This window comes from Colwellia sp. (genome assembly GCF_013214175.1).
Lineage (GTDB): Bacteria > Pseudomonadota > Gammaproteobacteria > Enterobacterales > Alteromonadaceae > Colwellia.
This window is the reverse complement of record NZ_JABSPA010000008.1, coordinates 1-15,535: the sequence shown is the minus strand read 5'-3', so window position 1 is coordinate 15,535 and position 15,535 is coordinate 1. Positions and strand designations below refer to the sequence as shown.

Sequence of the window (15,535 nt, the reverse complement as noted above, 5' to 3'; positions counted from 1 at the left end):
ACACACTAATACCAGTATTAACCGTGTTGAGAATTTTAAGTCGATAGAAGTAATTGGAAGTATTATGATAAATAAACTATTTTCCCCACATTCATTGCTAGTTGCCGTATGTACTAGTGCTGTGCTTACCGGGTGTAATCAAACGTCTGAGCAGAGCGAACAAACAGTAAAACAAGCAACAAGCAGTCTTGAGTTTTATGTTTCACCGCAAGGTCAGCAAGATGGCTTGGGTACTGAAGCTGTACCCTTTAAAACCATTGCTGGCGCTAGAAATGCTATTCGTCAGTTAGATGCAACGCAGCGCCAACAAGATATTACTGTATGGCTTCGTGGCGGTACTTATACCTTAAACGAAACCTTAGTGTTAAATCGTCAAGATGGTGGTCAAGGTGAATACTTTGTAAATTATCGTGCTTACGGCGATGAAACACCTGTTATCTCTAGTGGTAAAGCGGTTGTTGGCTGGAGCAAGCTAGCAACTGAGCTCGATGGTTTACCTGAAGTAGCGATAGATAACGTTTGGGTTGCCGATGTAACCCGTGCAGAATTCGGTCGTTTTACCGCAATGTTTACTGGTGACAAACGTTTACCACGCGCTCGTAGCGCACGTTTTGATGGCGTGAAACCAACTGGTTATGAAATTGCCGATTCACGTAATGTGATGCACAAAAAAGATCGTCACCTGTTAAAAGAAATCCGTTATGTTGAAGGTGCGCCAATACGTGCTTGGAAAAACCTTGATGATATAGAAGTGTTTTTTAATCCTGTTCCTTGGGCTTTAAATTTTATTCCTCTTGCATCAATTGACCTTGATAAGCAGTTACTAACACTTAAATATGAAGCTAATGCACCTGCTTTTTCTCAAAACGGCCCGTGGGCGGTTATTGAAAATGCAGTTGACTTTATCGATGAAGCCGGTGAGTGGGCGCATAACAGCCTAACGGGTAAATTGTATTACTGGCCACATGATAATGCCAAACCTAGCAACATCACTATTCCACAATTGATGGAGTTAGTACGTGTTGAAGGTGATATTAACTATGATGCTGTCGCCGATATTCCGGTTAAGAACATCAGTTTTGAAGGTATTACTTTTACTCAAGCTAAGCGTTCGGTTTGGTCTGAAGATCATAAAGGCTGGGGTATTCAACACGATTGGGATACCTTTGATTATGGTAATGCCATGTTGCGTTTTCGTGGTGCTGAAAACATGAAAGTGAGCAATAGTCACTTTACCAACTCAGCAGGGTCAGCTATTCGTTTAGATTTACATGCTCAAAACATTACTATTGAAAATAACCTAATTGATTATGTTGGTCATATGGGGGTTTTACTGGCAGGTTACGGTCCAGGCACTAAAGATGTAAACCACCACAATACGATTAGCAATAACATCATTCATCATGTTGGTGAAATAATCTGGCACGGTCATGCTGTTTTTGTATGGCAAAGTGGTGACAATATTATTTCGAATAACTGGATCCATCACGTGCCGCGTAAAGCGGTAGGTATTGCTGGTCCACGTGTACAAATATTGATGAAGAAAAATGAAGACTTTGATGAAGCCGCTAAAACGATTCGCTGGAATGAAATTGATTTAGCTGTTGAATACACTGATGATACTCAAGCGCACTTTATGCCTTATTTACATGGTAAAAATAACATCATTGAAAACAACAAGGTCACTAAAACCTTATTGCAATTGCATGATGGCGCATCTATTAATATTTCAGGGGCCGGTGAAGGTAATATAATCCGTCATAACTATATTTATGATGTTGATTATATCGGCGCTCGTACAGATGATTGGCAACGTGGCACCATTACTACACAAAATATCTTTGAAAATGCCGGTACCGGTATTGTTCATAAAGACTATAACCATATCACTAACAACATCTTTATTAATACCGATGGTGAAGCTATTCGTATGAGAGCTTTTCCTCGTCAATACTTTAAGCCTGAATCAGTAATTGAGCACAATATCTTTACCGAAGCGAGAAGACCGCCATATGGCTCTCGTAACTTGTGGAATACTACAGAGTTTTTTGCTACTAAACGCGGTACTAAAGCAATTCCTTATGAATATTTACTCGATTACAATACCTATGCTTTTGCTGGCGCTGATAAGTTTTTAAATAAACATCAGAAAAATGGTGTTGAGACACACTCTGTTGCTACATCACAGCAACAGTTTGTTGATTTAGCTAATAAAGACTATAGGTTAGTAGCTGGGGCGGCCGCACTAAAAACTGGCTTTAAACCCTTTGATGTCAGCATGGACTCTTTTGGTGTCAGTAAAGATTTCCCTAAGCGTTTATTAAAGTTGGATCGTGACACCATGCAGTGGGGTGGTGAAACTATCCTTCACGGCGGTATGGAAGGTGTGCAAAAAAATGTGCACTAACTGTAAGTTCGTTTAAGAAACAAAAAGGTAAGCATTACTGCTTACCTTTTTTATGTCTTTTCTGTGTGGGGCGTTTGCTTTGGTTGGGAATTAGCAACAAGGCCTCTACTTTGACTGGCTTTGTTGAGCTTGGGCCTTTATTTGTTTAAATCTTCCTTGTGCTTTCATTTGCTCAAGGGCTCTTACTAAGGCAGGTAATAAATGCTGATGCTTATTATGGATATATGCATAAATATCCGTTTTATCAAGGCGTTTTATTTCCTTGATGCCGCTGAGTTGGTCGCTTGAGTTAATAAGGGAATTTCCAAAGTGACTTTCAGATATGACAATATCAACTTTATTTGACGCTAGCATACGAAAAGCCTGCTTATCAGTATTCACCTTATAGATACCATACTGAGCGCCAACATTACTAAGATATGAATCGACATTTTTTCGGCCTCGATAATACGCTAAGGCATAATGGTTAAGATCATCCCAGTTATCTACAATAACATTTTCTTTGGCAAATATTGCTAAGTAAACGGATAATAGCTTATGGTCTATTTTGATTAGGTTGTTATATTTATCCTGGGTTATTTCATGAAAGCCAGCAACACGATGAAGCTCTCCGTCTAACATGCCAGAGTTTGAAATTTGTAAGGCACGCAAACTCGGTAAATACACGGCGTTAAACTCAACGTTTTGCTGGGCAAAAGCTTCAGTCAATATAGGAATAATAACTCTAGCTTGATAGCCATCAAGTGGTGCGCCACTGGCAAAAGTGACTACATTGACGGCTAGGGAAGTAGGGCTGGTGGATATTGCCAGCATGCCAAGACAGTGAGTTAACCATTTAACTAGTTTCATCTGACTCTGATCAAATTAAGGTGGGCAATATTGATTATAGTTTGTTATTGCTCGCTAGCAATGTTGCCAAAGAGTCTTATATTTGACAACATTGCTAGTTTTAATCGTAACCACGAAGGTCTATTTTCTATTTAAAGTCACTATTTAAAAAGTTATTTATGGTAGCTATTTATAGTAACTAAGACACTTTTCTACTTCGTTTTTAGAACCTAATATTACCTCAACACGTTGATGAATATCGGTAGGCTGTATTTCCATAATCCTGCTATTACCACTAACACTCATACCGCCTGCTTGTTCAACTAAAAAGCTCATAGGGTTGGCTTCATACATCAAGCGCAGCTTATTGGGTTGCGATGCATTTTTACTATCACTTGGGTAGGCAAAAATTCCGCCACGGGTTAGCACTCGATGTACATCACCGACCATGGCACCTAACCAACGCATATTAAAAGGTTTAGCTCTAGGGCCATTTTCCCCGGCTATTAAATCGTCAATGTAGTGCTGCATAGGTGCTTGCCAGTAACTCTGATTAGCCATATTAATGGCAAACTCGTTGGTGTCTTCGGCAATACTTACATTACGCTCAACCAATAAAAAACCGCCATGGGTTCTATCTAACACATAAAAATGTGTGCCTTTACCCGTTGTCATCACTAACATAGTGGCAGGGCCATATAAAACATAACCAGCGCACACTTGTTGTGTACCTGGCTGCATAAATATACTGGTGTCATAGGCAGCGCAATCTTGCGGGGCGCGGTGGATAGAAAATATAGTGCCTATTAAGCCATTTACTTCAATATTTGAGCTACCATCGAGGGGGTCAAAAGACACCAGGAATTTACCATCGGGGTTGCCAACCACTGAGGTGTCTTCTTCTTCAGAAGAAATAGCTTTTACATAACCGGATTCGAGCAAGACATCTTTAATAAGTTCATTGGCCACCACATCAAGTTCTTTTTGAATATCTCCTTGAATATTTTAATCTAAAGTTGAACCCATTAAGCCACTTAAATGGGCTTGGCCAACACGAAAAGATATTTCTTTAGTTGCTGCCAATAGGGTTTTTATTAATGAAATTAAATCATGAGAAACATTATCTTGCCGTAATGCTGGGGCTAATCTTTGCATGTTTTTTGCCTTATTTAGTCTTGGTGTCATTTTGCTAATCGCTAGGTAAGTCGTTAGTGGACTTTAAATCTAATTACGAATACCGCGTGTTTAGTATATATAATAAACCCATTTGAGTAATGGTGTTTTTTATAAATATGAATTAGATCGAACTTATAATATTACAAAGTCTTGTTTAATCGAGGTTAGTTACTAATTAAATATTTGTTGTTACTGTCTTTCAAGCAAAAATCTATGACAATTATTGGAAGCATTGTTGACATATTAGAAAGGTGACGGTAGTGTTTAGTATATATAAAGTCCATCTTGTTTTGTTTTAATGATTGCCAATATCTAGTTAATAAGTGAGGGTAAAATGAGAAGATCTAGTTCGATACTTAGGAAACACCGCGCATCTGAAAAAGTATATGTACCTTTAAATGCCCGTGATAATCATTATGTTATTGCAGAAATGCCATTAACGGATGAACTCATTGATTTAGTAGGGGAGGTTGTTGATCTAACACAAGAGCAGCCTTACCAAAAATTTTATCAAAAACTGGCAAAAATAGCTTTTGATATTGTTGAAGAGTGCAATATAGAACATGCAAACTTTGTTGCTAACAATCGTTTAGTGCGAGTAAGGAATAGCGATGAACAGCAGGTATTACATACTGATAAACAATCATTCTTTTTCTATAGTCCGATGCATAACAGTACATTTAAAGGCTACTTTGACGGCGCGGTTCGTTCTAATAAAGTGAAATTCTTGTTTTTGGCTACCGGTGCAAGTCTTCGTGAAAATGCAGCAGGCTTTCATCAAAAAGTGCTTAAAGCAGTGAACATACTTTCACAGAAAATAGGGCTGAAAGCTGGCGCATTAAAAGTACGTGATCATCAACACATTACTTATGATATTTTTTCGAGAGAAAAAGGTAATAAAGAAAGTATCAGTCATACTTTTCGTGAAATATCGACACGTTACCAGCACCAAAACGTTATGGTTGATGGTGACTTCACCGCAGTGACTTATGCTGTTGTCAGTCTTCCTATGACCAGGCGACTGCTAAAGGATACTGAAATAGATTACGACTCAGATATGCCCTTTGAACAGTTATATACAAAAATATCCCAAGCTTTTACTCAGGCAAATAAAAAATATCAACTTAACCAAACGGCCATGATAGCCAATGGTTTATCACCGATAGTACGGTTTGATGAAAGTGCTAGTACCATTATTAATGGCGATATTATTTCTCTTGGTTATAACCCACATCGCAGGAACAGAGATATTAGTATGCAATGGCAAGGAGGTAAACTGGTTGATACAATCCGGTTAGTATTTTTTGCTACTGATTTTGATGAAACCCATAAAACTTATGGCAAGTTTGTTAATCAGGTTACTAAAGCTGTGGGCGCTATTGCTGATGAGTTAAACTGGAAAAAAGACCATGACTATATGTTGATGCGCTTTAATCAGCAATTGGTTCGTCGTGTATAGCTAGTTAATATAGCCACAAAACACAGTGTGTCTTTTATAGATAAAGATCAAATTAAATTGCTTGTTAATTTAAATGCACTTATGATGTAGTTATTGATAGATATTAGCAGATCGAGTATTCACTTGGTTTGTTAAAAGGCCAACAAAACAGGGCTTTATGCGAGAGTAAATAATATGAATGAAATAGCAGCTACAGCTAAAAAAATGCCTAAAATAATTTTTGGTACCAGTAGTTTAGGCAACCTTTTTGTCGAGCTAGACAGCGAAGTTAAAAAACAATTAGTTCAAGCTGCAGTTGAAGGCAGCCCAGACATGCCATTATTTGATAGTGCAGGTAAATACGGTGCAGGTTTAGCTTTAGAGTCGCTGGCTGCCGGATTAAAAGCACTCAATGTTGATCCAGATACGGTAAGAATTAGTAATAAACTTGGCTGGAAGCGCGTACCGTTAACAAGCGAAGAGCCGACTTTTGAACCGGGTGCATGGATAAACTTAAAGCATGATGCCGTACAAGATATTTCTTATCAGGGCATTCTTGATTGCTATCAGCAGGGCAATGATTTGCTTGGTGATTATGAAGCAAAAATAGTTTCAATTCATGATCCCGATGAATACCTTGCCGGGGCTGAAGATGAAGCTGATTTGGCAAAACGTAAACAAGATATCCTTGACGCGTATAAAGCGCTGATGGAATTACGTGATGCCGGTAAGGTTGAGTCTGTTGGTGTTGGCGCGAAAGATGTGAGTGTTATTGATTTTATTAGTGATCATATTCAATTAGATTGGGCCATGTTTGCTTGCTCAATTACGCCTTATACACACAGGCCATCAACATTAGCTTTATTAAAAAAACTCGGTAAACAAGGTGTTAGCGTGATTAACTCTGCGGTATTTAATGCCGGTTTCTTAATTGGTAGTGATAATTTTGATTACAAAACCATTACCCGTGAGAGTCATGAGGCTGAGTTTAATTGGCGTGATCAGTTCAATGCTTTATGTGATGATTTTAACGTTAAACCAGCGGAAGTCTGTGTGCAGTTTTCCTTTTTGTTTGATGAAATAGTCTCGGTTGCTTTAAACTCAAGTTCACCTAAGCGGGTAAGGAGCAATGTCTCTTTGGTTGAAGCACAAATTCCCAATACCTTCTGGCAAGCAATGAAAGATAAAGGCCTCATTTCTATATAAGCAGCTAAATAAACCTCTATATAAGATTAATTATATAAGGTTTTACCCGATCTAGAATTCTTAAAGTCAGCAAGTCATTTTTAATGGTGGCTTGTTGACTACCATTTATGCATAAATAATTCATTACTTGTATATCTTCAATACTTGCTTAATATGTCCCTAATAAGTCAACAGTTCATAACTATCCGTTAATTTTAACTTAATTTAGCTAAGCTAAACGCTGCTTAATTAGGTAAACCCCGCAACTGTTAGCTAAGCTTTAGTAAGTTCTATTATGCACATCTTTAGCAAGAGCACTTTTAAGTTATATTTTTAATTTTATAGTGATACAATGTGTTTTTTATAGTCAAAGGTCACAATTTGGTTGTGATTGAAAGGACAGTTAAAACTATGTCAAAAGCCAACTTATTTAAATCAATCGCCAAAGGTGTTGTTACCGGTAGTGATGTTCATCGCTTATATGCCATTGCTAAAACAAACAAATGTGCATTTCCTGCGGTTAATGTTAGTAGCAGTTCTACCTTAAACTCAGCCTTAGCTGCGGCAAAATCTGCCAGTATGCCCATTATCATTCAATTCTCAAATGGCGGCGCAGCTGCCTTTATTGGTAAGAGTTCAGGTCTATCACCTATTGAAGCAGCTATAGCGGGTGCAATCGCTGGCGCTAAATATGTTCATCAAGTTGCCAAACATTATGATGTGCATGTGGTCTTACATACTGATCATGCCAATCGTAAATTGCTGCCTTGGATTGATGGCTTGCTCACCGAAGGTGAAGCATACTTTCAACAAACGGGTAAACCTCTTTTTAGTTCTCATATGATAGATCTCTCTGAAGAGCCTATTGAAGATAATATTGCCACTTGCGCGAATTACTTAACGCGATTAAAAGCAATTGAAATGTCACTGGAAATTGAACTGGGTTGTACTGGTGGCGAAGAGGATGGTGTTGATAATTCTCACCTTGATAACAGTGCTTTATACACGCAGCCAGAAGATGTTGCTTTTGCCTATGAAACACTAAACCGTATTAGTCCATATTTCACTATTGCAGCATCATTTGGCAATGTTCATGGCGTGTATCAGCCGGGTAATGTGCACTTAACGCCAATTATCTTGCAGCAGTCTCAGCAATTTGTCAGTGATAAATATCAGCTAGCAGCGAATAGCCTTGATTTTGTTTTTCACGGTGGCTCAGGCTCCACCGCAGCTGAGATCAGTGAAGCTATAGATTACGGTGTGGTTAAAATGAACATAGATACCGACACCCAATGGGCGTATTGGCAAGGTGTTAGTCATTTTAATAACAAGTTTAATGGCTATCTACAGAGCCAAATTGGTAGCCCTGAAGGGCAGGATAAACCAAATAAAAAATACTACGATCCCAGAAAGTGGAGTCATGCTGCAGAAATTTCTATGACTGATAGGATCATGCAAGCTTATCAAGAGTTGCAGTGTATCTAATATAAGCTCATACCGAGCAGCTTTAGTAAACAAATGTCACATTCTAGCTTAAGCTGCTGTTATCTTTGCTTTTTATGAAGGGAAATACGGAATTAGCTGTTTCTATCACCCCTTATTTATTCTTTCCTCCCTTGATATACCACTGCAGCTGCTCCAAACAAGCAGACTTATCCTTATACTTTAAAAGTTAACAGGTTAAAAGTTTTTTAAGTATCCATGTGTAAGTTGGTGTTTATTATATATAGCTTGTTTGTAGTGTTTAACTTGTTGCATAACCATAAGTAATTGTTATTTAGGACTTATCGTGTTTAATTGTTGGTGTTGCTCTTTCTTGTTGGGTGTTTATTTTTAATAAAGGTCAATTTAGTTCTTTACATTCCTTTACAAAAGCCATACATTTATTTGCAGTCGTATGGTTACAAAATCATCTGAAATAGATGACTGATATTTTAAGCTAAGTAGAATAATGGCAAGTTTTGCAACGGCGACTGAAATGCTAAGAAACATAAAACAATAAAAATATATTTATTTGGCGACAACATCCAAACTAAGTAATACGGGCTTTACGTTCGTCCTGGGGAACAACATGTTAAAAGAATTTAAGAAATCTAAAATTGCTAGCTTTGTCTGCATGGCACTTACAGCATCAGTAGCTAGCAACGCCTTTGCTGAAGAGACTGAAAAGAAAAACAAATTAAAAGAAATTGAAGTTATCGAAGTTACTGGTGTTCGCTCAAGTTTAAATTCGGCATTAAATGCCAAGAAGAACTCAGAAACTATTTCGGACTCCATTATTGCTGAAGAAATCGGCAAGTCATCAGATGAGAATATTGCCCAAGCGTTATCTCGTATCGCAGGTGTTTCATTAGATAGGAACGGTGGTGATAGCCAAACTATTACCGTGCGCGGTGTACAAGCATCTTTAAATGATATCAAACTTAACGGCGTATCGATGACCAGTAATACCGATAGCCAGGCTGTTGATTTAAGCTTGTTTTCTGCCGATATTTTAAGTCGCATTGACGTGGTTAAATCTCCAGCAGCTAATCAAGAAGAAGGTTCACTGGGTGCATCTATTAATTTGTATACCCGTGCACCGCTATCATCAAACAAAAACGTTAACGTTTTCTCGGTTGAAGCACGTTATAACGAATTAGCAGAAGAAACCACACCAAGGTTCTCATACACAGGGCTCTATCAATTTAGTGATAGCATCGGTATCGCTGGTTCATTATTTCACGATAAACAAAGTGTGCGTAAAGAACAGTTTTCTACCAATGGCTGGCGTTTAAACAGTGATAGTACCAATAATAAAGCCTTTACTGGTGCAACTAACGCGTTAACGGGCGAAACATTACCTGATAATACTGCAGCTATGATGCCTGATGCAGCACTAGCGCGAGTTAACCTTGATGATAAACTCAAACAGGGTGGTACTTTTACTTTTCAAATGCGCCCAGGCGATGCCACCGATATTCGATTTGATGCCTCGTTTTCTCGTCAAGAAATTGATCATCTACATTCACAAACTCGCTTAAATAATTTAGACCGCGCATCAGGAAAAGTCCTTGCTGATGTCAGTATTATTCCGGGTGATGCTTCAACAGCGAGCACAGTCACTAGTGCTTTTTCAAAGAAACCAGGCACACAGGCACAAAATGGTCAGTGGGCCAATACTACCGATAGTTTAATAACGGGTTTAGAAATTGAACATGCTATTGGTGATTACTGGTTAGTTAAAGGTCGTGTTGGTTATTCTGATACCTCGCAAGAGTGGAGTGATAGCTATAAAGTTAACTGGTGGTCTAAAGCTGCTACTAGCTCATCAAATGAACCTAACGACTGGTGCGGTGTTGATTACGCCCATGGCCCTCAAGGGGATTATTTACCAGAATTTAGTTACTGTACTAACTGGAATAATGAAGATGCAAGTTATTGGCAAATGGGTCAAGCGCGAGTACAAATGCGTGAAGTAGACGACTCTAAAGCCGGTTATTACTTTGATGTAAGTCGCAGTTTCGATAGTGATTTAATTACCTCAGTAGAGTTTGGTGTTAAATACACTGATCGCACTAAAGCGGTTATTGCCGATGAAGCAGTTAAAAAGTGGACTCAATTTGAAGACGGTAAGACTAAAATATTTGCTGATCAAGTTGACGGCGTGTTAGATAGTAGTATTACTGGCGGCCATTTCTTAGACGGTATCGCACCAGTAGGTATGCCAACTACGTGGTTATCACCAGATGTTAATGCCAGTATTGCACTTGCTTTTCCTAATGGCACTGAAGGTCAGTTTGAGTCTAGCCCTCTGAAATCTTGGCAAGTACATGAGAAAACCTATGGCGCTTATGTACAAGCTAATTTTGAATTATTAACTGGCGATATTACCGGTAACTTTGGTGTACGCTACGCTCATACTGAAATTGAAGGTAATAGTCATTCAGGTTATGAATACCCAGATGATATTATGTTTGTTGTTGATGGGTTAAGTGTTCCGGCAAGTGATTATGATGCGCCTGTATCGGTAACAGACACAAAAGATTATGGTGAGTTTTTACCAAGCTTTACAGTTAATTATTTACTTACTGAGAATATCGTTTTACGTACCAGTGCTGCCCGAGTAATGGCACGTCCAAGTATTGATGACTTAAACCCAAATTTCCGCCTTAAGTCATCAAATTTGAATGAAACCCCTGAGGCTAAGGGCGGTAATACCCAGTTAGAACCCTTTTTAGCGGACCAATTCGACTTTTCTGCCGAGTGGTACTTTGAAGAAGGCGCATTGTTATCTGCGGCATTTTTCTATAAAGATTTTAAAAGTTTTAGTTATGATTCATCGGTTTTTAAAGAGTTTACTAACCCAATAGATGGTAACTGTATTGTCGATCGTTCAGCTTTACCTCCAGAAGAGCAACTAACCGCTATGGACCCTTGTGCGAAGGTACAATATCGCACTTCAGTTAATGGCGCATCAGCTGATATTCAGGGTATGGAGCTGGCCTATCAGCAACATTATGATTTCTTGCCGGGTTTATTAAAACATTTAGGTACTTCAATTAACTATACCTATGCAGATAGTGAAGCCATAGTTGACCCTGAAGATGAAACTAACCCTTATAATGGCCTGCCATTTGTCAATACCTCTAAGCATTCAGCTAATGCAACAGTGTATTGGGAAAATGAAGATATGAGTTTCCGTTTTGCTTATGCCTACAGAACTAAAGCCTTGGTTGATGTAACAAGTGGCAATAGCAGTAAAATCCGTGATGATCGTGGTACGTTAGATTTCACCGCTAACTTTGACATTACCAAAGCGTTAAAGCTGAGCTTCTCTGCGACTAACTTAACCAAAAGCTACGACAGAATTTTCAATGTCTTAACAGCGCCAGAAGACTCAGGTTTAACTAAGGAGTTTACCGGTGACTTAAGCAGTGTTAATGATAGCCGTGTCGATGAAATTTATAACTATGGCAGAAGCTACCGCTTATCTATGCGTTATACCTTTTAACTTGCATGAGTTAATTGAATTGGTCACTTCCATGCAAACTTAATGTTAATCCACTTAAATGGTCAGTTTTACTGGCCATTTTTTTACTTAAATATCTGTTAAATACATCAAGTCACGTCAATTTCATTAAGATATTAGTACTACATTCATCTTTAGCTATATTTGAAATCACGCCACCTGATTGGTGTTTTACAAAAGATAAAGTGCATATTTGCTGCTGTTTTATTAAGGGCAAGTACCTAGGTGCTTTTTATGCTCATTAAGGATTTTTAAATTATGCGGTCTCGTTTACCTAAGTTTCCAAAGCTATCTAAGCAGGTAGTACTTACAAGTTTAATTTCTGCATTTGTGTTAACAGGCTGCAATCCGCAGCAAATAAATGCAGAGACACCTAAACCTCTTAGCCAAGCACAAACTCAGCTTTATGAAAGCTCTCAACAACAAAAGCAAACGAAGCAGGCTATTGCCAAGTGGCAAGCGATGCGTTTTGGTTTATTTATACATTTCGGAGCATATGCTGATCTTGCTGGTGTATGGCAGGGCAAAGAGATTGAAAAGCTCGGTGAGCAAATTCAGCGTCATGCTGATATTTCTCAAGAAGATTACCAAGAAGTCGTAAAAAAATTCAATCCAAGTAACTTTGATGCAGATGCCATTGTTTTACTGGCTAAACAAGCGGGCATGCGTTACATCGTATTAACCACTAAGCATCATGATGGTTTTGCCATGTTTGATACTAAGCATACCGATTTTGATATTGTTGATTACACCCCTTATAAAAAAGATTTATTAAAAGAGCTAAGCGAGGCCACCAAACGTCATGGTTTAAAACTGGGTTTATATTACTCAACCCCGGATTGGCATTTTAATGGACCAAACCCTGAGCGTAACCCAACTGACGGCAAGATCAGTGTCTTTTCTAAAGTATCAAAAGCCAATGAAGACTTTCAAGTGGCGCAGCTTGAAGAGCTAATGACTAATTATGGCGACATTGTAGAAGTGTTTTTTGATATGGGCGAGCCAACGCTTGCGCAAAGTAAACGCTTTCGAGACGTGGTGAAAAAGTACCAACCCAATGCCTTAATTAATGGTCGGTTGATGAATAATCAAGGTGACTTTTTAACTATGCCAGACAACCATGTGCCAGACTCTCCGATTACCGATTACCCGTGGGAAACACCAGGCACCTTTTATCATACCTGGGGTTATAAATCGTGGGTGAAAGGTTTACCACTTGAAGAGCAAGTTTCGGTACAAGTTAGAAAACTTTCGGATATCGCCAGTATGGGCGGTAACTTCTTATTAAACATCGGACCAAAAGGTGATGGTAGCATTCTAGCTTATGAAAAAGATGTTTTAGTCGGCGTTGGTAAATGGGTGGATAAAAACAGAGAAGCTATTTTTGAAACCGGTTTAAACCCATTCCTTAAATTGGATTGGGGACAAGTATCGACAAAAGAAGGTGCTTTGTACTTACATATTCACAACTGGCCTGCAGATAATCAATTAACATTACCGGGCTTAGAAAATAGCGTGCAGCAAGTTACGCCATTAAGCTATTCCTATAGTAATGGCAATAATAAATTATTAGTTAAGCGAAAAAATGGCGATACCATTATTGACTTATCTGGTGTCAAAAAAGATCTTAACTTAACCATCTTAAAGCTAGATTACAGTGGCGATTTATCAATTGTGCCTCGACATAGCAAAACCGATGAAAATGGTGTTATCAGCTTAGTAGGCGAGCAAGCAACTAAAGAGGGCAAGTTTGGTAAGCAAAGTTATCGCTCGATGTTAAAAGACTTCTCTCGTAGCTGGTATGTTGATGTGCCAAAAGTAGGTAGCTACCAAGTGAATATCAGCTATAAAATGCGTTATAAAGATAAAGACTTTATTTTTGTCAATGCTAGCAATGAGCTTGCCTTTAAGCTAAAAGGCCAAGGACAAAAAGTCGAAAAACTACAGTCATTTGATGGTAATGAGCAAAAGCTTACTGTAAATAAAGTAGTGAGTAAAAGCGCAGGGGACTTTGTGCAAAGTAGTGTTGGCGTATTGAACTTTACCGAGACGGGTATTCAGAAAGTTATTTTAAAGCAAGGACAAGTATTTGAGCTTAAAGCCAGCACCAAGGAATTTAAAGCACAAGACCAGCGCTATCGTGCTATGAACATTGATATTGAGTCGATAGAGTTAATACCAGAAAAGTAGCAGGAATCTTTCCTTTTATGTGCACTTTATATTGTCTTGTAAAGTGTTCACTGAAAGTATTAGTTTAAATACTCTGAAAGTATGAAGGCATGACATGAGTACAATAGCTAGTTTTAAGATGTTGTATAATTTTTTCTCTCACATTATGATTGTGATGAACGATAATTATATAAAAAGGAACATAATTATGACAACAGTTTATCTTCATGGACATGGTAGTTGGAAACCATCAATGGGCTACACAAAAATACCTGCAAATTGTTCACTAACCTTTTATACCCACTTTGCCAAATTACTTAATGCAACAATGGTAAAACAAATTATGGCAGGTACCTACACGAAAACAGAATCAGAACATAGCGCATTTAAGACTGTCCCTAATTTACAGATGTCATCTCTCACTCAAGGACAGGTCAATAACGCTTATAGCTGGGGGGGAGGAGTTTCTCCCTATATATTACATACTCTGCCCGTAGCTCCCAAAACACGTCGTTCATTAAGTGATGTCATGGCTGATTGCACAGCTGCTTACGGAAATAAATTGGATTTTCATTGGCTTTGCTGCCAATCGTTGGGATTGTCTCAAGTGGGCGGGCGAGAATTTGGTTTAAACGCATCAGATCGCACAGCTCAGGCAGGACATAATGGGCAATATCTTTTTAAATGGAAAGATGTCAACGGCATTCAACAACAAAAATGGGTCAATAGTAATCATTCTATGCATCAGTAGTTTATTTCAAACAAACTGAATGTAAGTTTTATAGGATGTTACCTCAAGAACAATAGAACAGGGTGGCTGAGACTAGTCAGTTAATGGTATCACTGCCCCCTTTAATCTCCGTTTGTTATCCTAAGCAAGCGGTTGATTTTTATTTGGGTTTATCGATAAAAACCTAATCCAAGCTGTTCACATTTCTGTAATAGTTAATGTCTGCTCTGTGGTACTTACCGCCCTTAGCATCTAATTTTAAAAAATTAGTAAACTTCAAATGAAGTAGCCCTTTTGTTAAGGGCAACTTGGTGCGCATTCCGGACGTTAGCCTTTAATTTTTTGCCTTATATTTTCTAATGAATATTTTATGTCATGTTACTGAGCCGGCTCAGTAACACTCCTAAAAAACACCAATAAACGTCTATTTAATTGATCTTAGTGTAATTTATAGCCTTTTCTATGATGGGTATTACTGAGCGGGCTTAGTAACATCCTATCTTTTATTAAATAATTGGTTGCAGTGGTTTCTAATTCTTTGAATTTGTGGGACATTAATGTAAATTAAATTTTAATTATGGAACGGACATT

Annotated in this window: 8 protein-coding genes and 1 pseudogene; 7 read left to right on the top strand and 2 right to left on the bottom strand. The window is 38.3% G+C overall.

The features are described from left to right. The first annotated feature begins 64 nt into the window (after positions 1-64). Positions 65-2,407: a right-handed parallel beta-helix repeat-containing protein gene (locus tag HRT55_RS16910; RefSeq protein WP_291623116.1), complete on the top strand. Its 2,343-nt coding sequence runs from the start codon at positions 65-67 to the stop codon at positions 2,405-2,407. A 105-nt stretch (positions 2,408-2,512) separates the two neighbouring features. On the opposite strand, the gene HRT55_RS16905 is transcribed toward HRT55_RS16910, so the two are convergent. Both HRT55_RS16905 and HRT55_RS16900 read right to left on the bottom strand, forming a co-directional pair. Then, positions 2,513-3,256 carry a transporter substrate-binding domain-containing protein gene (locus tag HRT55_RS16905; protein WP_291623114.1) on the bottom strand — a complete coding sequence of 248 codons (744 nt, stop codon included), beginning with the start codon at positions 3,254-3,256 and terminating at the stop codon, positions 2,513-2,515. 165 nt (positions 3,257-3,421) lie between these two features. Next, positions 3,422-4,390, bottom strand: a pseudogene (locus HRT55_RS16900) (class 1 fructose-bisphosphatase). A gap of 355 nt (positions 4,391-4,745) precedes the next feature. Between HRT55_RS16900 and HRT55_RS16895 the strand changes: the two are divergent. The 6 genes from HRT55_RS16895 (at position 4,746) to HRT55_RS16870 (ending at position 14,965) form a co-directional block, all read left to right on the top strand. Beyond that, the gene (locus tag HRT55_RS16895; protein WP_291623112.1) at positions 4,746-5,870 is read left to right on the top strand and encodes a DUF3083 family protein; all 1,125 of its coding nucleotides are present in this window, start codon (positions 4,746-4,748) and stop codon (positions 5,868-5,870) included. Between the two features lie 174 nt (positions 5,871-6,044). After that, positions 6,045-7,055 (top strand): aldo/keto reductase, encoded by a 1,011-nt coding sequence (locus HRT55_RS16890; RefSeq protein WP_291623110.1) that lies wholly within the window; start codon positions 6,045-6,047, stop codon positions 7,053-7,055. Positions 7,056-7,445: 390 nt separating this feature from the next. Then, complete coding sequence (fbaA, locus tag HRT55_RS16885) at positions 7,446-8,519, top strand: class II fructose-bisphosphate aldolase (protein ID WP_291623108.1); 1,074 nt, start codon at positions 7,446-7,448, stop codon at positions 8,517-8,519. Positions 8,520-9,105: 586 nt separating this feature from the next. Beyond that, positions 9,106-12,027 (top strand): TonB-dependent receptor, encoded by a 2,922-nt coding sequence (locus HRT55_RS16880; protein WP_291623106.1) that lies wholly within the window; start codon positions 9,106-9,108, stop codon positions 12,025-12,027. A 276-nt stretch (positions 12,028-12,303) separates the two neighbouring features. Beyond that, positions 12,304-14,235, top strand: coding sequence for an alpha-L-fucosidase (locus HRT55_RS16875; RefSeq protein ID WP_291623104.1), 1,932 nt, complete (start codon positions 12,304-12,306; stop codon positions 14,233-14,235). 187 nt (positions 14,236-14,422) lie between these two features. Further along, positions 14,423-14,965, top strand: coding sequence for a putative adhesin (locus HRT55_RS16870; protein WP_291623102.1), 543 nt, complete (start codon positions 14,423-14,425; stop codon positions 14,963-14,965). The last annotated feature ends 570 nt before the right edge of the window (positions 14,966-15,535 follow it).

Coding starts and splice junctions, on each gene's coding strand:
- HRT55_RS16910 (WP_291623116.1), top strand. CDS start 65: ATGATAAATAAACTATTTTCCCCACATTCATTGCTAGTTGCCGTATGT.
- HRT55_RS16905 (WP_291623114.1), bottom strand. CDS start 3,256: ATGAAACTAGTTAAATGGTTAACTCACTGTCTTGGCATGCTGGCAATA.
- HRT55_RS16895 (WP_291623112.1), top strand. CDS start 4,746: ATGAGAAGATCTAGTTCGATACTTAGGAAACACCGCGCATCTGAAAAA.
- HRT55_RS16890 (WP_291623110.1), top strand. CDS start 6,045: ATGAATGAAATAGCAGCTACAGCTAAAAAAATGCCTAAAATAATTTTT.
- fbaA (WP_291623108.1), top strand. CDS start 7,446: ATGTCAAAAGCCAACTTATTTAAATCAATCGCCAAAGGTGTTGTTACC.
- HRT55_RS16880 (WP_291623106.1), top strand. CDS start 9,106: ATGTTAAAAGAATTTAAGAAATCTAAAATTGCTAGCTTTGTCTGCATG.
- HRT55_RS16875 (WP_291623104.1), top strand. CDS start 12,304: ATGCGGTCTCGTTTACCTAAGTTTCCAAAGCTATCTAAGCAGGTAGTA.
- HRT55_RS16870 (WP_291623102.1), top strand. CDS start 14,423: ATGACAACAGTTTATCTTCATGGACATGGTAGTTGGAAACCATCAATG.